Below are 19,078 nucleotides of genomic sequence, written 5' to 3'. Positions count from 1 at the left end.
GGCGCCGCAGCAACTCAGCGCTGCTCGATCGCCACGTAGGCGCGGTCTTCCGGACCGGTGTAGTTCGCGCTCGGGCGGATGATCTTGCCGTCCTCGCGCTGCTCGATCACGTGCGCGCTCCAGCCGGTGGTGCGCGCGATCACGAACAGCGGGGTGAACATGGGCGTCGGAATACCCATCATGTGATAGGCGGACGCCGAGTACCAGTCGAGGTTGGGGAACATCTTCTTGCTGTCCCACATCAGCGTCTCGATGCGCTCGCTGACGTCGAACAGGGTCTGGTTGCCGCCGTCCTTGCACAGCTTGCGCGAGATCTCCTTGATGATCGGATTGCGCGGGTCGCCGACCGTATAGACCGGGTGACCGAAACCGATCACGATTTCCTTGCGCTCGACGCGGGCGCGGATGTCGGCCTCGGCCTCGTCGGCGCTGCCGTAGCGGGAGATGATGTCCATCGCCACTTCGTTGGCGCCACCGTGCTTGGGGCCGCGCAGCGCGCCGATCGCGCCGGTGATGCAGGAGTGGATGTCCGAACCGGTGCCGGCGATCACGCGCGCGGTGAAGGTCGAGGCGTTGAACTCGTGCTCGGCGTACAGGATCAGCGACTTGTCCAGCGAGTCGGCGTGCAGCGCGCTCGGCGGCTCGCCGTGCAGCAGGTGCAGGAAGTGCGCAGCGACCGAGTCGTCGTCGGTCTCGCAGTCGATGCGGCGGCCGTTGCGGGTGAAGTGCCACCAGTACAGCAGCATCGAGCCGAAGCTGGCGATCAGGCGGTCGGCGATGTCGCGCGCTTCCGAGGCGACGTGGCCTTCGCGCTCGGGCAGCACGGTGCCCAGCACCGAGCAGCCGGTGCGCAGCACGTCCATCGGGTGGGCGTTGGCCGGCACCAGCTCCAGCGCGTCGGTGACGATCGCCGGCAGGCCGCGCAGGCGCTTGAGCTTGGTCTTGTAGGCCTTCAGCTGAGAGACGGTCGGCAGCGCTCCGTGCACCAGCAGATGCGAGACTTCCTCGAAGGTCGACTTAGTCGCCAGGTCGTGGATGTCGTAACCGCGGTAATGCAGGTCGTTGCCGCTGCGGCCGACGGTGCACAGCGCGGTGTTGCCGGCGGCGGTGCCGCTGAGGGCGACCGACTTCTTGGGTTTGGGCAGGGTCGATTGCGGTTCGCTCATGGTCCTTCCTCGAATAGAGTTGGTCTTTTCCTTATTCCCTCTCCCATGCATGGGAAAGGGCAAGGGTGAGGGCAGGCGAACTTCCGGCTGCGTCGCTGGCTTGAAGTTTCGCTCGCCCTCGTCCGGCCCTACGGGCCGCCTTCTCCCGCGTCGCGGGAGAAGGAAAATCTCAGCCGCCCTTCTTGGCGAACAGCGCGTCGAGCTTGTTCTCGAAGGCGTGGTAGCCGATCCGGTCGTACAGCTCGGCGCGGGTCTGCATGCTGTCGACCACGTTCTTCTGGTGGCCGTCGCGGCGGATCGATTGGTACACGTTCTCGGCGGCCTTGTTCATGGCCCGGAACGCCGACAACGGGAACAGTTGGATCGCCACCCCGGCCGAGGCCAGCTCGTCGCGCGAGAACAGCGGGGTCTGGCCGAACTCGGTGATGTTGGCCAGCACCGGCACCTTGACCGCATCGACGAAGCGGCGGTAGGTGGCCAGGTCGTAGGCGGCCTCGGCGAAGATGCCGTCGGCGCCGGCTTCGACGCACGCGATGGCGCGTTCGATCGCCGCATCGACGCCGTCGACGGCGATCGCGTCGGTCCGCGCGATCAGGAAGAAGTCGGGATCGGTCTTGGCGTCGGCCGCGGCCTTGACCCGGTCGGCCATCTCGCCCGCACTCACGATCTCCTTGCCCGGACGATGGCCGCAGCGCTTGGCGCCGACCTGGTCTTCGATGTGGCAAGCGGCCGCGCCGGCCTTGATCAGCGACTTGACCGTGCGTTCGATATTGAACGCGCTGGGGCCGAAACCGGTGTCGATGTCGACCAGCAGCGGCAGATCGCAGACGTCGGTGATGCGGCGCACGTCGATCAGCACGTCTTCGAGCGTGTTGATGCCCAGGTCCGGCAGGCCCAGCGAACCGGCGGCGACGCCGCCGCCGGACAGGTAGATCGCGCGGTAGCCGGCGCGCTGGGCCAGCAGGGCATGGTTGGCGTTGATCGCGCCGATCACCTGCAGCGGCGATTCGGCGGCGAGCGCGGCGCGGAACTTCGCGCCTGCGGAGGTGAACGACATCGGCAAACTCCGGCGGACCCGTTCGGGCGATCCGGCATTTTACCCCGTCGCGCCGGCCCGGTCCTTGCCGCCCGGGCGCCGGCCGCGGCTAGCCGATGGTCTGCACCACGTTGCCGTCGCGGTCGCGGATCTCGCTGCGCAGCACCTGGACCTCGAGGAATTCCACGCCCTCGACCCGGTAGCAGCCCTCCTGGGCGCGCAGGCAGGCGACCAGATTGCGCAAAGCGGCCTCGTTCAGGCGCAGATGCAACGCTCCCTCCACGGCCTGGGCGCCGTTGCGCGGCGCCGCCTCGAACACGATCCGCGCCTGCGGGCCGACCAGGCTGAACGGCTTACCGAAGGGCAGCCGCAGCGGCAGCAGCGCGAGCAGCTCGCCGACCTGACGCGCGCCCAGCGCGATCCGCGTCGCCGGTTGGCGCAGCAGGCGCTTGCGCTGGCTCCAGTCGAGCTGGTCGGTATAGATCAGCGCCGAACTCGACCCCTCGTGGGCCGAACCGGCGGCCAGGCGCGCGGCGATGTCGGAATCGGCCAGCAACGACTCGCGCTCCAGATCGGTCACCCACAGCGGCAGATAGTCCTGGAACACGTCCAGCACCTTCAGCGTCGACCAGCGCTTGAGCGCGAACTCTTCTTCGTTGGTCAGGCCGATCACCTGCAGGAACTCGAGCAGGCCGTTGGGCGTATCGATCGGCGCCAGCTCGGGGTCGTGCGCGAACGCCACCGCCTGCAGATGAGTCTGGGTGTCGGCGGCGATGGGGCCGTTGGCGTGCAGGTAATGGCCCGCGTGGAAGCCGTGCCCGCTTTGAAACACGTAGCGGGCCAGGTTCTGCAGGAAATTCAGGGCCCAGGCCGGCGGCTGCTCGCTGTCCTCGGGATCGGCGACGCGGAAAGTCAGTTCGAAGCCGAAACCGCTGATCGCCGGGTCTTCGGAGGTCTTCTCGTAGAGTTCGCTGAAACCGTAGGTGACCAGGTGCCAGTGCGGCACCGGGGTGATGCGCTTGTAGGCGCTGATGCCGCGCAAAGGCTCGCCGCCGAGCTCGGGACCGATCGGGCTGCCGTAGTGCAGCGGCTGCTGACGCGTGTAGAGCCGGCTCAGGGCCTGGTCGATCGCGTCCCACCCCGGCGCGCTGTCCTGTTCTGCCGTCATTGCGCGTTCCGCCTCGCTCGCATCGGCCGCGGAGGATCCCGCGTATTCACGATGCTAACGCGGCGCCGGCAAAAAATCCGTCAAGGGACTGAACCGGCACGAACCGCGCCGGCCCGCGGACGTTCAGCCGCCGACGTCGGCGCCGCGTTCCAGCGCGCGCCGCACTTCCTCCAAGGCGCCCGGGTCGTCCAGGGTCGACAGGTCTCCCGGGTCGCGCTGCTCGGCCAGGGCCTGGATCGAGCGCCGCAACAGCTTGCCGGAACGCGTCTTGGGCAGGGCTGCGACCACGTACACCCGCGCCGGCCGCGCCACCGCGCCGAGTTGCTCGACCACACAGCGCTGCATGCCCGCCGCGGCCTCGCCCGCATCCTCGCCGCTGCCGCTCTTGAGGGTGGCGAACACCACCGGCACCTGGCCCTTGAGCTCGTCGTGCACGCCGATCACCGCCGCCTCGGCGACGCTGCCGTGGCTGGCCACCGATTCCTCGATCTCGCGCGTGCCCAGACGGTGCCCGGCGACGTTGATGACGTCGTCGGTGCGGCCGAGGATGAAGGTGTAGCCGTCCTCGTCGCGCACCGCCCAATCCAGCGAGCTGTACAGCAATTCCTTGAAGTGGCCGAAGTAGCTGGATAGGAAGCGCGCGTCGTCGTTCCAGACCGTGGTCATGCAGCCCGGCGGCAGCGGCGGCACGATCACCAGCACGCCCTTCTCGTGCGGGCCGACGTCGCGGCCGGTGGCTTCGTCGATCACCCGCAGGCGATAGCCCGGCGTGGGCAGGCCGGGCGAACCGAACTTGACCGGCTGCAGATCCAGCCCCGGCATCAGGGCCAGCACCGGCCAGCCGGTCTCGGTCTGCCAGTAGTTGTCGACGACGGTCTTGCCGATGCCTTCGGTGATCCAGTGCGCGGTCGGCTCGTCCAGCGGCTCGCCGGCCAGGAACAGCCATTGCAGCGCGGACAGATCGTGCCGCTTCAGCCAGGCCGGGTCTTGCTTCTTGAGCACGCGGATGCCGGTCGGCGAGGAAAACATGGTGCGCACGCGGTAGCGCTCGCAGATCCGCCACCAGATGCCCGGGTCGGGATTCGTCGGCAGGCCCTCGTACAGCACCGAGGTGGCGCCGGCGATGAGCGGGCCGTAGACGTTGTAGGAATGGCCCACCGCCCAGCCGACGTCCGAGGTCGAGAACATGGTCTGGCCGGCGCGGATGTCGTAGATCGACCACATCGACAGCGCCAGCGCGACCGCGTAGCCGCCGACGTCGCGCTGCACGCCCTTTGGCTTGCCGGTGGTGCCGGAGGTGTAGAGCAGATAGCTGGGCTCGTTGGATTCCAGCCACTGCACCTCGACCTGCGCGCCCTCGTGGCGCGCGCGCAGGGTCGCGTAATCCAGATCGCGTCCGGCGACGACGCGGTGTTCCGGGTCGAGGCCGCGGCCGACCACCAGCACGTGCGGCGGCGGCTGCCGCGCTTGCTCGCAGGCGGCATCGACCAGCGGCTTGTAGGGAATGACTTTGCCGCCGCGCATGCCGGCGTCGGCGCAGATCAGCAGCTTGGGCGCGGCATCGTCGATGCGCAGGGCCAGGTTGTGCGCGGCGAAGCCGCCGAACACCACCGAATGCACCGCGCCGATGCGCGCGCAGGCGAGCATGGCGAACACCGCCTCGGCCATGTTCGGCATGTAGATCACCACCCGGTCGCCGCGGCCGACGCCGAGCGACTTGAGCACCGCGGCGAACGCATTGACCTCGGCATGCAGCTCACGGTAGCTGAGCTCGCGGGTCTGGCCGGTCTCGCTGGAAATCGCGACCAGGGCGAGCTGGTCGCCGCGTTCGTCGAGATGACGGTCCAGGGCGTTGTAGCAGAGGTTGGTTTCGCCGCCGGCGAACCAGCGCCGGAACGGCGGCCGGTCGTATTCGAGGATCGCCTGCGGCGGCTTGTGCCAGTGGATCGCCTGCGCCTGCTCGGCCCAGAACGCCTCGGGTTGCTCGATCGAGCGGCGGTGGAAGTCCTGGTAACGCATGCGGCGGCCTCGCGCAGGGCGTAGCGGCGGATGCTGCCGAGGCTAGTGCAAGCCGAGGCGGCTTGCGTTACGACGATGGTCTAGGCGCGGGGAACGGCGGGGAGAGGAAGGCAACGACAACGGCGCCCCCTGCCCCCTTCTCTCAGAGGAGCAACGGCCCAGATGGCGGGGCGACGCGGATAGCCAAGGGGCCGCAGAGAACGGCCGAAGGCCGCGCGAAAAACAGCGCCCTTCGAAAAGGGAGCCGGCGCCCGGCGCAAGCGCGACGCGGGACAGCGACCGGAGCGCGAGGGATTGGCTCTCCTCCCGCGCTCCGGCCCGGCTCAGAACCGCGCGTCCAAGGTCAGGAACAGCTGCCGCGGCGCGTTGGCGTGGAAGGCATAGGTCTTGCCCGGCGCATCGGACGCGCTGAACGCGGTCAGATTGCTGGCGGTGCGCTTGTCGGTCAGGTTGCTGCCGTGCAGGGCGATCGACCACTGCCGCAGCGGCCCCATCGCATCGAAGCTGTAGCGCAGGCTGGCGTCGAAGGTGGTCGCGCCGCCGAAACCGTTGTCGTTGGTATAGGTGTAGTAGCGCTTGCCGGTGTACTTGCCGCTCAGGCTGGCCAGCCACGGCCCCTGGCGCCAGCTGATCTCGCTCGACAGCATCGTGTCCGGCACGTCGACCACGCGCTTGTCGCGGGTCTGCACCGCCTTGCCGCCGTCGACGTAGTTGTCCTGATAGGTCGACTTGTTCCACGACAGCGCGTTGTACCACTCGAAGTGTTCGCTCGGTTTCCAGATGAAGACCAGCTCGCTGCCGACGCTGTCCACCGAGCCGACGTTGAAGAACTTGGTGATGCACTCCGGCCGGGTGCCGGCTTCGATGCTGGAGCAAGGGTTCAGCGACAGCAGGCGGTCGTCGAAACGCACCTTGTACACGCTCAACGAGGCCTGATAGGCCTGGCCGACGCGGCGGTAGCCGGCTTCGAAGGTCTTGGACGATTCCGGCTTCAACCCGGCCTTCTGCGCGTCGAACGCGGCCTGGTTGATCGCCAGCGGGCCACCGGCGCCGCCGCCGACGAAGGCGGCGACATTCTCGGTGTAGGCGGCGAACAGCTCGCCCTGGTTGTCGGCGAGGCGGTAGCCGACGCCGAACTGGGGCAGGAAGCGGTCGCGGGTTTGCAACTGGCCGGTCGCGTTCGGCACTTCCATCGCGCGCGGATCGACCTGGCGCGCGCGCATCACCACCTGGGTGCTCTTGGCGCCCAGGTCCAGGGTCAGGCGGTCGTCGAGCAGGCGGATGGTGTCCTGCAGATAAGCCTGACGGGTGTGGATGCGGTACTTCTGGAAGAACAGGCGACGGTCGGGGTCGTTGAGGAAGCGGTCGTCGTTGACCGGGCCGTCGATGAAGTAGAAGTTTCGCTGCACGTCGTGGTGGTTGCGTTCGTACCACACGCCGCCCTCGATGCGGTGCTGGCCGACTTCCCAGACCAGCGAGCTGATCGCGCCGTGGCGGTTGATGCCGTAATTGGTGCTGCGGATCGAGATCGGAATCGCCCTGGCGGTGTTCGGGTAGGAGTAATTGCCCGGCGACCACCAATGGCCCTGGCCGCGGTCGTCGTGGTAGTAGGCCTGGGCCTTCAGCGACAGGCCTTCGCCGAGGTTGAACTCGCCGGCCAGCGCGCCGAGGTGATCGGTGCGCAGCGCGCGGCTGGCGTAGTAGGCGTCGTCGATGGTCGCCGCCGGCGCGACGAAGGCGCAGCGCGGGTCGCCGGCACGGTGCTGATTGGCCGGCCACGGCCGCGGCGCGCAATAGGCGGCGGCCAGCGCGCGCTTCCAGTCCGGCTTGTACAGGTTCCAGTCCCAATCGGCGCCACGCGCCAGCAGCGCCTTGGACAGATAAGCGTAGTTGGCCTGGCTGGTGTCCGCGCTGGCGTAGTAAGCGCTGATCCGGTTGCCTTCGCCGAACTGATAGACGGCCTTGAGGTTGACCTGGTTCTGGTCCTGATTGTCGTGCGGGCGCGACCACATGTCGGCGCTGAGCAGCGAACCGGACAAGTACATCGAGAAGCCGCCGTGGTCGCCGGTGTCCACGCGCGCATAGGTGCGGCGGGTGCGGTCGCTGCCGAAGGTCTGCGCCAGGCGCAGGCCGAACTCGCTTTCCGGATCGGCCGAGTAGTACTGCAGGGTGCCGCCGAGATTGCTGGTCGAGGCGGTGCCGAGCGAGCCGATGCCGGCGGCGAGTTCGGCCCCGGCCAGGTTCTCGCCGATCAGGGCGCGGCTGATGCCCAGGCCGTTGTAGTTGCCGTAGCTGTTGTCGCCGAGCGGGATCCCGTCGAGGGTGTAGCCGAGCAGGCGCTGGCTGAAACCGCGCAGGCTGATGGTCTGCGATTCCTCGTTGGCGCCGTAGGCGTCGTTGGACTGCACCGAGATGCCCGGCAGCTTGTTGAGCACTTTCTGCGCGCTGCTGCCCGGCACCTTGCGCTCGATGTCGGCGAGCTTGACCCGCTGCACCTGGCGGGTTTCGCCCAGGCCGATCACCGATACCGCGTCCAGGGTGGTGGCGTCGGCAACGCCCGCATCGGCGTCGGCCGCGTCGGCATCCGCCGTCGCGGCGTAGGCCGGCAGCGTGGCCAGGGCAAGGCAGATGGCGGCCGACAAGGTCGGGGCGGCGAACACTCGGGTCATTGCGTGCGTCTCCGGGCGGCGTAGAGGGAATGCCGCGATGCAAAGCGCGCAGGGTGCCGGGCTTTGATGACGCGTTGATGGCGAAGCGTGCGCGCCGGCACGGTCCGCGACTGCGCCGCAGCGCTCATCGCTGAGCGGATGAACGGGCGGCCGGCCGAACCTGAGCCGGGGCTCTAACCCGATGGTGCTATTGGCCGCCCCGCGCGCCCGGCCCACCATCCGTCTCGGCGCCAGGAGGTGCCGCCGTTGCGTCGCGGCTGCGCGCCCCTCCCCCCGCGCCGCCCGGCCCCGTCCGCACCGACCTGGAGCCGTTTGCCTTGAGCGCGATTACCGCTGACACCGCCGCCGGCCCCGCCGGCGCCGAGACCACGACGCCCGCTACGGCGATGACCGCCGGACAGCGCCTGAAGTCGATCTTCTCCGGTTCGATCGGCAACCTGGTCGAGTACTACGACTGGTACGTGTACAGCGCGTTCTCGCTGTACTTCGCCCACGTGTTCTTCCCCAAGGGCGACAAGATCTCGCAGGCGCTCAATGCGGGCGCGATCTTCGCCGTCGGCTTTCTGATGCGACCGCTCGGCGGCTGGGTGTTCGGCCGCTACGCCGACCGCAACGGCCGCCGCGCCGCGCTGATGCTGTCGGTGCTGATGATGTGCGCCGGCTCGCTCATCATCACCTTCACCCCCGGCTACGAAACCATCGGCGTGCTGGCGCCGGTGCTGCTGGTGCTGGCGCGGCTGATGCAGGGCCTGAGCGTCGGCGGCGAATACGGCAGCTCGGCCACCTACCTCAGCGAAATGTCCTCGCGCGAGAACCGCGGCTTCTGGTCCAGCTTCCTCTACGTGACCCTGATCCTGGGCCAGTTGCTGGCGCTGTTGGTGCTGATCGTGCTGCAGCAGTTCGTGCTCGACGAGGAGCAGCTCAAGTCCTGGGGCTGGCGCATTCCGTTCGCGATCGGCGCGCTGGCCGCGGTCGTCGCCCTGTACCTGCGCCGCAACATGCAGGAGACCGAGTCCTTCGCCAAGCTCAAGGCCGGCGACACGCCAGCGCGCAAGGAAGGCTCGTTGCGCACGCTGATGCAGCATCCGCGCGCGGTGCTGACCGTGGTCGGCCTGACCATGGGCGGCACGCTGGCGTTCTACACCTACACCAACTACATGCTGAAGTTCCTCACCATCAGCACCGGCTTCGACAAGGAGACCGCGTCGCTGATCAACGCGGCCACCTTGTTCGTGTACATGCTGATGCAGCCGCTGGTGGGCGCGCTGTCGGACCGGATCGGCCGCCGCCCGCTGCTGATCGCCTTCGGCGTGCTCGGCGCGACCCTGACCGTGCCGGTGATGCACCTGATCCAGGGCGCGCAGACGCCGATGCAGGCGTTCTGGCTGATCATGATCCTGCTCAGCGCGGTCAGCGGCTACACCGCGATCAACGCGGTGGTGAAGGCCGAATTGTTCCCGGTCGAGATCCGCGCCCTCGGCGTCGGCCTGCCCTACGCGCTGACCGTGGCCCTGTTCGGCGGCACCGCCGAACCGGTCGCGCTGTGGTTCAAGAAGATCGGCATGGAGACCGGCTTCTTCTGGTACGTCAGCGCCTGCATCGCCTGCTCGCTGCTGGTCTACGTGCTGATGCCGGACACCCGCAAGCACTCGCACATTGACCGCGACTGATCGCTCATCGCCCCACCCGCTCCCGCTCCTTTCCGCCCCACCCTCTCCATCCGTCCCCGCCTGAGTACCCGCCATGAAAAAGTCCGGCTCGCGCTTCTATCTCTGGGTGCTCGGCGCCATCGTCCTCGGCGGCGTGGTCGGCCATTACTTCCCCGACTTCGCGGTCAAGCTCAAGCCGCTCGGCGACGGCTTCATCTCGCTGATCAAGATGCTGATCGCGCCGATCATCTTCCTGACCGTGGTGCTCGGCATCGCCGGCGTATCCGACGTGAAGAAGGTCGGACGGGTCGGGGTCAAGGCGATCGTCTACTTTGAAGTCGTCTCGACGATCGCCCTGGTGATCGGCCTGATCGTGGTCAATACGCTCAAGCCCGGCTCGGGCTTCAACGCCGACCCGGCCACGCTCGACGCCAGCGCGGTGGAGAAATACGCCAGTGCGGCCAAGGACCAGAGCACGGTCGACTTCCTGCTGCACATCATCCCCAAGACCTTCACCGACGCCTTCACCGGCAACGGCGACCTGCTGCAGGTGCTGCTGCTGGCGGTGCTGTTCGGCTTCGCCCTGCTGCACATGGGCAAGTCCGGCGAGAAGGTGATCGACCTGTTCGAGACCGTGTCCAAGGCCTTCTTCGGCATGATGGGCATGATCATGAAGCTGGCTCCGATCGGCGCCGGCGCGGCGATGGCCTTCACCATCGGCAAGTACGGGGTGGATTCGCTCGGTCCGCTGGCCCGGCTGATGGGAAGCTTCTACCTGACCTGCGCGGTGTTCATCCTGCTCGTGCTCGGCGCCATCGCCTACCTCACCGGCTTCAGCATCCTGCGCTTCATCCGCTACATCCGCGACGAACTGCTGCTGGTGCTGGGCACCTCGTCCTCGGAATCGGCGCTGGTGCCGCTGATGCGCAAGCTCGAGCGCCTGGGCTGCTCCAAGCCGGTGGTCGGCCTGGTGGTGCCCAGCGGCTACTCCTTCAACCTCGACGGCACCAACATCTACCTGACCATGGCGACGATCTTCATCGCCCAGGCGCTGAACGTCGAGCTGACCCTGACTCAGGAGCTGACCCTGCTCGCAGTGGCGATGCTGACCTCCAAGGGCGCCTCGGGCGTCACCGGCGCCGGCTTCATCACCCTCGCCGCGACCCTGACCGTAGTGCCCGCGGTGCCGGTGGCCGGGCTGGCGCTGATCCTCGGCATCGACCGATTCATGAGCGAGGCGCGCGCGCTGACCAACTTCATCGGCAACGGCGTGGCCACGATCGTGGTCGCGCGCTGGGAGAACGAGCTGGACCGCGACCGCTTGCAGCGCGAGCTGCTCAACCCGCCCAGCGCGACCGACCTCGACGTCGACCTGCCTTCCGATCACCACGGTCCGCTGGCCGACAAGACCGCCTGATCGCCCCCGGTCCGGTCGCCCCGGCCGGATCGCCCCGTTTGACTGCCCGCCGCCGGACGCCATGCGTCCGGCACGGCGCCCTGCGGCCAGGACGGCCCCTCGCCTATCGATGGAGCCCCATCCGATGCCGCGTTCCGCCCGCTACGCCCTCGCCTTGTCCGCCGCCGCGCTGGCCGCGGCCGCCCCGCTCGTCCAGGCCGCCGAACCCTGGTCGTTGGAAAACTGGCCGACCAAGCACGCTTTCGCCGACGGCACCGAGCTTTCCGCGACCGCCAACTGGGCCTACGACACGGTCGATTTCTCCGGCGACCGCGGCTACGGCAGCGCCGCGACCGCGTTGCGCGACAGCGGTCACTACCGCCGGCGCGAGTTCGGCATGAGCCTGAAGAAGAAGGACGTCTACGACTTCACCGCGGTCTACGACTTCGAATCCAAGCTCTGGCTCGACGTCGCCCTGCGCATGGAGACCAAGGCGCTGTTCGGCACCGACCTGGGCAGACTGCGCGTGGGTTACTTCAAGACCCCGGTCAGCATGGAGAGCGTGGCCGCCTCGCGCGCCGGCAGCCTGATGGAGTTGTCCGCGGCCTCGCAGGCGATCTATCAGGGCCGCCGCACCGGCGTGGAGTGGTCGCTGGAACGGCCGCGCTATGCGCTCAGCGCGGCCTACTTCTTCGGCCACGACCTGCAGGGCGACAACCCCGGCATCACCGCCGCCGGGCGCGCGGTGTGGACCCCGATCAAAGAGAAAGCGCGCGTGCTGCACCTGGGCATGACCGGCTCGGTCGAGAACCCGCACGGCTATCGCGACGGCCGCGGCGCGTATTTCGGCCCCGCGGCGCGCTTCCGCGCCCGCCCCGAAGCCGGTCTCACCGGCGTGCGCCTGGTCGACTCCGGCACCCTGCGCAACACCGACAAGATCGTGCGCAACGGCCTGGAAGCGCTGTGGATCGACGGCCCCTGGTCGGCCCAGGCCGAGTACCTGCACGCCACCGCGCAACGCGAGAACGGCGCGCGCGACTTCAGCGCCGACGGCTACTACCTCACCGGCAGTTGGGTGCTCACCGGCGAATCGCGTCCCTACAACGGCAACAACGTCGGCAACGTCAAGCCGGCCCATCGCTACGGCGCGGTCGAACTGCTGGCCCGCTACGGCGAACTCGACCTCGACGACGGCGGCATCGCCGGCGGCCGCCAGCGCGACCTGACCCTGGGCGTGAACTGGTACCTGACCAGCCACTTCAAGTGCCAAGCCAACTACGTGCGAGTGAAGGCCGACAAGGGCCCGCTGTCTGCGGACCCGAGCATGCTGGAGATGCGGGCGCAGGTGCAGTTTTGAGATTCGGGATGGGGGATTCGGGATTGGCAAGAGCGGTGCGGGAGAGTTGGGTGATCTCGGGCGCGGGCGAGTAAGCTGACAGAATCGGCAAAACGCTTTGCGAATCCCGAATCCCGAATCTCCAATCCCGGCTCTACCGTGCTGAACCACCCCCGCCAACTCCGCAACGCCTTGTGGCTGATCCTGATCGTGGCCGGCGGGCTGCTGTCGGCGTGGGTCGCCGGGCGGGTGGCGTACTCGCAAGCGCTGCTGCGCCAGGCGGGAGAAGCGCGGGCGTTGCTGGGGCAGCGGGCGCAGGTGATCGAGCAGCACATCGATCGCTATCGGATCATGCCGGCGGTGCTGTCGCTGGACCCGCAACTGCGCGCGACGCTCGCGAATCCGAACGACCGCACCCAGCGCCAGCGCGCCAACGAGCGCCTGGTCCAGCTCAATTTCGCCAACCGCACCAGCACGCTGACCCTGATCGACGCGGCGGGCATCGGCATCGCCGCCAGCAACTGGAACCTGGCCAACAGCAATGTCGGCCATTCCTATGCCTTCCGCCCGTATTTCCAGCGCGCGATGACCCAAGGCGCGGGCGAGTTCTACGCCATCGGCGTCACCACCCACGTGCCCGGACACTTCATCGCCCGCGCCGTCCACGACGAGCGCGGCGGCGCGGTCGGCGCAGTCGCGGTCAAGGTCGAACTGGAGGACATCCGTTCGGACTGGAGCGAGCGCGGCGACCTGGTCCTGCTCAGCGACGCCAACGGCGTGGTGTTCCTCAGTGCGCATCCGCAATGGCGCTATCGCGTGCTCGCGCCGCAAACGCCGGCGCAGCAGCGCGAGCTGCGCCTCACCCGGCAGTACCAGGGCCAGCGCCTGCAAGCGGCCGCGTTCCGGGTCCAGCGCGAGGTCGGCGAAGGCGCGCGGGTGGTGCGGCTGCGCGATCCGGCGATGCGCGAACCGATGCTGTGGCAGTCGCTGCACCTGCCGCGCGAGAACTGGACCCTGCACCTGTTGCGCGATACCACGCCGAGCCTGCGCACGGCCTGGATCGCGCGCCTGGTCGCCGCCGGCGCCTGGCTGCTGATGGTCTCGGTGGTGCTGCTGATCCTGCAGCGCAACCGCATCGCCGCGCTGCGGCTGCGCAGCCGGCAGGAACTGGAGAAGATGGTCGAGCTGCACGCCGAGGCGCTGCGCAACGCCGGCGACGGCGTGGTCCAGGCAGCGCAGGCCAGCCTCGGCGAAAGCCAGAGCCTGGAGCATCTGCCGCAGGGCATCAGCGTGGTCGACGCGCAACTGCGCCTGGTGGCCTGGAACCGGCGCTATGCCGAGCTGTTCCGCTATCCGCCGGAGCTGTTGCAGGTCGGTCGCCCGATCGAAGACCTGATCCGCTACAACGCCCGGCGCGGCCTGCTCGGCAACGAGCCCGAGGAGGCGATCCGGCGCCGGCTCGAACACCTGCAGCGCGGCCAGCCGTATCTGCACGAGCGCGAGCGCCCCGACGGCACGGTGATCGAGATCCGCGGCAATCCGATGCCCGACGGCGGCTTCGTCACCAGCTACGCCGACATCACCGCCTACAAGCAGGCCGCGCGCGATCTGCGCAGCCTCGCCGACAGCCTGGAGCGCGGCATCGAGCAGCGCACCAGCGACCTGCAGGCGGCCAAAGGCGACGCCGAACGCGCCAACCGCTACAAGACCCGCTTCGTCGCCGCGGCGGTGCACGACCTGCTGCAACCCTTGAACGCGGCGCGCATGTATCTGTCCTCGCTGCGCCGGCGGGTCGACCCGGACAGCCGCGAGCTGGCCGACCGCATCGAGGCCGCGCTGACCGCGCAGGACGACATCCTGTCCAGCCTGCTGGACATATCGCGGCTGGAGTCGGGCGCGCTGGAAGTGCGCCGCGGCGCCTTGCCGCTGGCGCGGGTGTTCGACGCGATCGAAGGCCAGTTCCGCATCCTCGCCGAATCGCACGGGCTGCGCCTGCATTGCATCGCCAGCAGCGCGATCGTCGACAGCGACGAGGTGCTGTTGCGCCGGATCGTGCAGAACTTCCTTTCCAACGCGCTGCAATTCACGCCGCGCGCGGGCTGCATCGTGCTCGGCGCGCGGCGCCTGCGCGACGGCGTGCGGATCGAGATCTGGGACACCGGCCCGGGCATCCCCGAGGCCAAGCGCGAACTGATCTTCGAAGAGTTCCAGCGCCTGGACGTCGGCGTGGAAGCGCCGGCGCGCGGCGCCGGCCTGGGGCTGGCGATCGTGCGCCGGGTCGCGCAGTTGCTCGATCACCGCATCGCCGTGCGCTCCTGGCCGGGACGCGGCAGCGTGTTTTCGGTCGAAGTGCCTTACGCGCGGCAAGCGCCGGTCGAGGCCGCGGCCGTGCCGGCATCCGCGGCCGCGCCCGAGCCGGACTCGGCGTTGCACGGCCGCCGGGTCTGGGTGGTCGACGACGACCCGCATTCGCGCCAGGCCGCGCAGGGGTTGCTCGCCGACTGGGGCTGCGCGGTCGAGGCCGCGGGCAGTGCGGCCGAGGCCCGGGCCCGCGCGGTCGAGGCGCCCATGCCCGAGTTGCTGTTGCTCGATTACCGGCTCGGCGAAAGCACCGGCTTCGAACTGGCCGCGCAACTGGAGGCGCTGTGGCAGCGGCTGCCGCCGGTGGTGCTGATGTCGGCCGACGCCGGACCCGGCTTGCGCCCGCGCGCGAGCGAGCGCGGCTGGCATTTCCTGCCCAAGCCGCTCAAGCCGGCGGCGCTGCGCGCGTTGGCGATGCGCTTATTGGCGCGCGGCGAATGAAGCCGGTCGAGCGCGGCGCCAGAGGCCGGCCTTAGCGCAGCGCGTTGCCCTGATCGTGCAGGCCGCCGCTTTCCTCTTCCAGCGACAGCCCCTTGACCAGCACCGCCGCCTGGGTGCGCGAGTGGCAGCCGAGCTTGCGCAGGATCGCGGTGACGTGGATCTTGACCGTGTTTTCGGCCAGCGACAGGTCGTAGGCGATCTGCTTGTTGAGCAGGCCGTCGGCCAGCCGCATCAGCACCCGCAGCTGCTGCGGGGTCAGCTGGGCCAGGCGGTCGGCGAGCTGGGCGTCGCCTTCGTCGCGCTCGGCCTGCAGCGGCGGAAACCAGACCTTGCCCGCCAACACGGCGGTCACCGCCTCGCCGAGCACGCTGGCCGGCGCCGACTTGGGCACGAAGCCGGAGGCGCCGAACTGCTGCGCGCGTCGGATCGTGCGCGGGTGCTCGTTGGAGGAGATGATCACCACCGGCAGTTCCGGCCGCTGGCCGCGCGCGAACACCAGCGAGGAAAAGCCCATCGCGCCCGGCATCATCAGGTCGAGCATGGCCAGGTCGAAGGCTTCGCCGCCGGCGACGGCCGCCTCCAGCGCGCTCTGGCTGGCCACTTCGACGATGCCCGCGCCGGGCAGCACTTCGCCCAGCGCATGCCGCAGCGCCGCCCGGAACATCGGGTGGTCGTCGGCGATCAACAGGCGCAGCGCGTCGCTCATGGGCGGTCCTGAAACACGGCGGAACCGATCCTACACGCTTCCTGCGCACTGCGGCGGCCGCTGCGGCGCGCCGAACGACGCCGCAATGCAGCGCCGGGCCGACGGCGGGGCGATCCGTCGAAACACGCCGCCGCCAAACGAAACGGGGCGGCCGAAGCCGCCCCGTTCCGGGTCTTGCGCGCGGCGCGGATCAGCCCAGCAGGTGGGCGACGCCGGCGCGCTCTTCTTCCAGCTCGGCCAGGGTCTTGTCCATCGCGGCGCGGCTGAACGCGTCGACGTCCAGGCCTTCGACGCGGGTGTATTCGCCGTTGGCGGTGATCACCGGCACGCCGTACATCACGCCTTCCGGAATGCCGTAGCTGCCGTCGGACGGCACGCCCATGGTCACCCACTCGCCGTTGCTGCCCAGCGCCCAGTCGCGCATGTGGTCGATGGCGGCGTTGGCGGCCGAGGCGGCCGAGGACAGGCCGCGCGCTTCGATGATCGCCGCGCCGCGCTTGCCGACCACCGGGATGAAGGTGTTCGCGTTCCAGTCGGCGTCGTTGATCTTGTCCTTCAGCGACTGGCCGCCGACGGTGGCGAAGCGGTAGTCCGGGTACATGGTCGGGCTGTGGTTGCCCCACACCACCATGTTCTTGATGTCGGCGACGGCGACGCCGGCCTTGGCGGCCAGCTGCGACAGCGCGCGGTTGTGGTCCAGGCGCAGCATCGCGGTGAAGTTCTTGGCCGGCAGGTCCGGCGCCGACTTCATGGCGATGTAGGCGTTGGTGTTGGCCGGGTTGCCCACCACCAGCACCTTGACGTTGCGCGAGGCGACGTCGTTCAGGGCCTTGCCCTGCACGGTGAAGATCTCGGCGTTCTTCAGCAGCAGGTCCTTGCGCTCCATGCCCGGGCCGCGCGGCATCGCGCCGACCAGCAGGGCGTAGTCGGCGTCCTTGAACGCGACCTTGGGATCGTCGGTGCCGACCATGCCGGCCAGCAGCGGGAAGGCGCAGTCTTCCAGCTCCATCATCACGCCCTTGAGCGCGGCCTGGGCCTTCTCCAGCGGCAGTTCCAGCATCTGCAGGATGACCGGCTGGTCCTTGCCGAGCATTTCGCCGGAAGCGATGCGGAACAGCAGGGCATAGCCGATCTGGCCGGCAGCACCGGTGACGGCAACGCGGACGGGAGTCTTCATGGGGTGTTTCCTTCGCTATTGGATCGCAGATGGGATCGCAGGTTGAACGGATGCGGGCGCGCGGCCCGCGAACGGGAGGACGAAGCGGCCGCGCTTACAGGCGGTAGCCCAGCGGCTCCAGCCGCTGCTTGATCTCGTCCATGTTGTAGCCGTAGACGATGTCCTGGCCGACGATGGTCACCGGCACGCCGCGCGCGCCGACCGCGCTCATCGCGCGCTGGCCCTCGGGCGTGTCGATGTCGATGATGCGGTAGCGCACCTCGGCCAGCTCGAAGTCCTTGCGCAGCTTCTCGCAATAACCGCACCACTCCGCGGCGAGCATCACGATGCGCTTGTCGCCGGTGCTGCGGCGCGGGTCGTCCGGCTGCAGTTCGGCCGGACGCGAAGAGAACAAGCCGGCGAGGCTGCCGGACTTGAGCGCCTTGGCGCCGCCGATGCCGACGGCGGCCGCCAGAACGATCCAGAGCACGGTGGTGACACGCATGGGCTTCCTTTCTCCGGATCGTCTGGGTGGCCTGGAAGTTCTTGCCGGGCTCAGGCGAGCTCGGCGAAGAATTCCTGGAAGCGCTGCAGGCCGGGGGCCAGCTGCGGGGTCGGACAGGTGTAGCTGATGCGCAGCGCGCGCGGCTCGCCGAACGCCGAACCGGGCACGCAGGCCACGCCCTTGGTTTCCAGCAGAGCGTTGCACAGGTCCATGTCGTTGCCGATCTTCAGGCCGCTGGGCTGGTGGGTCTTGCCGAAGGCGACGCTGATGTCCGGGAACACGTAGAACGCGCCCTGCGGACGCGGGCAGACCACGCCCGGGATCGCGTTCATCACCGCCATGACCTGGTCGCGCTTGGCCTGGAACTCGGCGCACTTCTGCGTCGGCACGTCCTGCGGACCGGACAGCGCGGCCACCGCGGCGGCGGTGACGATCTCCGGCACGTTGGTGATGTGGTTGGAATTCATCGTGGTCACGGCCTGGGCGACCGATTCCGGCCCGGCCATGAAGCCCACGCGCCAACCCGGCATGCCGTAGGTCTTGGACAGCGAGTCGATGAAGATCACCCGGTCGCGCAGTTCCGGACGCGAGTGGACGAAGTTGTGATAGCCCAGGCCGTCGAACACCATCCGGTTGTAGATGTCGTCGGTGATGATCCAGGTGTCCGGATGCTTGGCGACGACCGCGGCCAGCGCGTCGATTTCGTCCTTCGAATAGACCATGCCGGTCGGGTTCGAGGGATTGTTGAACAAGAACACCTTCGGCTTCTTCGCCAGCGCGGCGTCGAGCTGTTCCGGGGTGAGCTTGTAGTCCTGCGAGGCGGGGCAAGGCAGCAGGTCGATCTTGGCGTTGACGATCTCGGCGATGTCGAGATAGCTGGTCCAGTACGGCGTCGGGAACGCGATCGTGTCGCCTTCGTCGAGCAGCGCCTCGGCGATGTTGTAGATCACGTGCTTGGCGCCGATGCCGGTGGCGCAGTTGACCCGGCCGTAGCCGGTCAGGCCGATTTTGCCCATGTGCTCGATGAAGGCATCCAGCAGCGCGTCGGCGCCGCGGTTGCTGCCGTATTGGCCGCTGTCTTTGGCGAGCGCTTCGCGCACCGCGGCGTAGACGTGCTCGCCGGGCAGGAAGTTGGGAACGCCGATCGAGAAGCTGATGATGTCGCGGCCTTCGGCCTTGAGCCGCTTGGCCTTTTCGGCAACCTGCATGATCGCGCTGGGCTTGGCGCGACCGATGCGCCGGGCGAGCTGGGGCATCGTAGAAACCTCGTGGGGTCGGGTACGTCGGGAGCGTGCGGGAGAGGTGCGCGACGGGGTTCCCGAAGGCTGCGAAACCGCCGGATCGAGCCGCAAAATGGTAGCACAGCGCTCGCCGGCGGCCGTGCGGCGCGATGCGCGCGGCGGCGTGCGCAACCGCGCCGATACGCGGCCGGGCCGGTGCCTGTGCCCGGCGTGGCGGACGGACCGGCGG

The 19,078-nt window shown here is 68.8% G+C and carries 13 protein-coding genes; 4 read left to right on the top strand and 9 right to left on the bottom strand.

Annotated features, from left to right (window positions below):
• Window positions 1–14: 14 nt before the first annotated feature.
• The 5 genes from prpC to TX83_RS10675 form a co-directional block, all read right to left on the bottom strand.
• Window positions 15–1,166: a bifunctional 2-methylcitrate synthase/citrate synthase gene (gene prpC, locus TX83_RS10695; protein ID WP_064747938.1), complete on the bottom strand. Its 1,152-nt coding sequence runs from the start codon at window positions 1,164–1,166 to the stop codon at window positions 15–17.
• A gap of 169 nt (window positions 1,167–1,335) precedes the next feature.
• A complete protein-coding gene (gene prpB / locus TX83_RS10690; protein WP_064747937.1) occupies window positions 1,336–2,223 on the bottom strand; it encodes a methylisocitrate lyase in 888 nt (295 codons plus the stop codon).
• Window positions 2,224–2,311: 88 nt separating this feature from the next.
• Window positions 2,312–3,370: a suppressor of fused domain protein gene (locus TX83_RS10685; RefSeq protein WP_064747936.1), complete on the bottom strand. Its 1,059-nt coding sequence runs from the start codon at window positions 3,368–3,370 to the stop codon at window positions 2,312–2,314.
• A gap of 123 nt (window positions 3,371–3,493) precedes the next feature.
• Window positions 3,494–5,389 (bottom strand): propionate--CoA ligase, encoded by a 1,896-nt coding sequence (prpE, locus tag TX83_RS10680; RefSeq protein WP_064747935.1) that lies wholly within the window; start codon window positions 5,387–5,389, stop codon window positions 3,494–3,496.
• A 323-nt stretch (window positions 5,390–5,712) separates the two neighbouring features.
• Window positions 5,713–8,058 (bottom strand): TonB-dependent receptor, encoded by a 2,346-nt coding sequence (locus TX83_RS10675; RefSeq protein WP_064747934.1) that lies wholly within the window; start codon window positions 8,056–8,058, stop codon window positions 5,713–5,715.
• 317 nt (window positions 8,059–8,375) lie between these two features.
• Here TX83_RS10675 and TX83_RS10670 point away from each other — a divergent pair, with 317 nt between their 5' ends.
• The 4 genes from TX83_RS10670 (at window position 8,376) to TX83_RS10655 (ending at window position 15,241) form a co-directional block, all read left to right on the top strand.
• A complete protein-coding gene (locus tag TX83_RS10670) occupies window positions 8,376–9,728 on the top strand; it encodes an MFS transporter (protein WP_261370107.1) in 1,353 nt (450 codons plus the stop codon).
• Between the two features lie 73 nt (window positions 9,729–9,801).
• Window positions 9,802–11,124: a dicarboxylate/amino acid:cation symporter gene (locus TX83_RS10665; protein ID WP_064747932.1), complete on the top strand. Its 1,323-nt coding sequence runs from the start codon at window positions 9,802–9,804 to the stop codon at window positions 11,122–11,124.
• 124 nt (window positions 11,125–11,248) lie between these two features.
• Window positions 11,249–12,460, top strand: coding sequence for an OprO/OprP family phosphate-selective porin (locus TX83_RS10660; RefSeq protein ID WP_064747952.1), 1,212 nt, complete (start codon window positions 11,249–11,251; stop codon window positions 12,458–12,460).
• Between the two features lie 138 nt (window positions 12,461–12,598).
• Entirely contained in the window at window positions 12,599–15,241 is a 2,643-nt protein-coding gene (locus TX83_RS10655; protein WP_261370106.1) for a hybrid sensor histidine kinase/response regulator, read from the top strand.
• 31 nt (window positions 15,242–15,272) lie between these two features.
• Here TX83_RS10655 and TX83_RS10650 read toward each other — a convergent pair whose 3' ends face one another.
• From TX83_RS10650 to TX83_RS10635, 4 genes are all read right to left on the bottom strand, one after another.
• Complete coding sequence (locus tag TX83_RS10650; RefSeq protein ID WP_064747931.1) at window positions 15,273–15,947, bottom strand: LuxR C-terminal-related transcriptional regulator; 675 nt, start codon at window positions 15,945–15,947, stop codon at window positions 15,273–15,275.
• Window positions 15,948–16,137: 190 nt separating this feature from the next.
• Window positions 16,138–17,124 (bottom strand): malate dehydrogenase, encoded by a 987-nt coding sequence (locus TX83_RS10645; RefSeq protein WP_064747930.1) that lies wholly within the window; start codon window positions 17,122–17,124, stop codon window positions 16,138–16,140.
• A gap of 94 nt (window positions 17,125–17,218) precedes the next feature.
• On the bottom strand, window positions 17,219–17,608 hold the full coding sequence (locus TX83_RS10640) for a glutaredoxin family protein (protein WP_064747929.1): 390 nt from the start codon (window positions 17,606–17,608) through the stop codon (window positions 17,219–17,221).
• A 50-nt stretch (window positions 17,609–17,658) separates the two neighbouring features.
• A complete protein-coding gene (locus TX83_RS10635) occupies window positions 17,659–18,864 on the bottom strand; it encodes a pyridoxal phosphate-dependent aminotransferase (protein WP_064747928.1) in 1,206 nt (401 codons plus the stop codon).
• Window positions 18,865–19,078: the final 214 nt, after the last annotated feature.

The organism is Lysobacter antibioticus HS124 (assembly GCF_000336385.2).
Lineage (GTDB): Bacteria > Pseudomonadota > Gammaproteobacteria > Xanthomonadales > Xanthomonadaceae > Lysobacter > Lysobacter firmicutimachus.
This window is presented reverse-complemented; position numbering and strand designations above follow the sequence as displayed.

Coding starts and splice junctions, on each gene's coding strand:
- prpC (WP_064747938.1), bottom strand. CDS start 1,166: ATGAGCGAACCGCAATCGACCCTGCCCAAACCCAAGAAGTCGGTCGCC.
- prpB (WP_064747937.1), bottom strand. CDS start 2,223: ATGTCGTTCACCTCCGCAGGCGCGAAGTTCCGCGCCGCGCTCGCCGCC.
- TX83_RS10685 (WP_064747936.1), bottom strand. CDS start 3,370: ATGACGGCAGAACAGGACAGCGCGCCGGGGTGGGACGCGATCGACCAG.
- prpE (WP_064747935.1), bottom strand. CDS start 5,389: ATGCGTTACCAGGACTTCCACCGCCGCTCGATCGAGCAACCCGAGGCG.
- TX83_RS10675 (WP_064747934.1), bottom strand. CDS start 8,058: ATGACCCGAGTGTTCGCCGCCCCGACCTTGTCGGCCGCCATCTGCCTT.
- TX83_RS10665 (WP_064747932.1), top strand. CDS start 9,802: ATGAAAAAGTCCGGCTCGCGCTTCTATCTCTGGGTGCTCGGCGCCATC.
- TX83_RS10660 (WP_064747952.1), top strand. CDS start 11,249: ATGCCGCGTTCCGCCCGCTACGCCCTCGCCTTGTCCGCCGCCGCGCTG.
- TX83_RS10650 (WP_064747931.1), bottom strand. CDS start 15,947: ATGAGCGACGCGCTGCGCCTGTTGATCGCCGACGACCACCCGATGTTC.
- TX83_RS10645 (WP_064747930.1), bottom strand. CDS start 17,124: ATGAAGACTCCCGTCCGCGTTGCCGTCACCGGTGCTGCCGGCCAGATC.
- TX83_RS10640 (WP_064747929.1), bottom strand. CDS start 17,608: ATGCGTGTCACCACCGTGCTCTGGATCGTTCTGGCGGCCGCCGTCGGC.
- TX83_RS10635 (WP_064747928.1), bottom strand. CDS start 18,864: ATGCCCCAGCTCGCCCGGCGCATCGGTCGCGCCAAGCCCAGCGCGATC.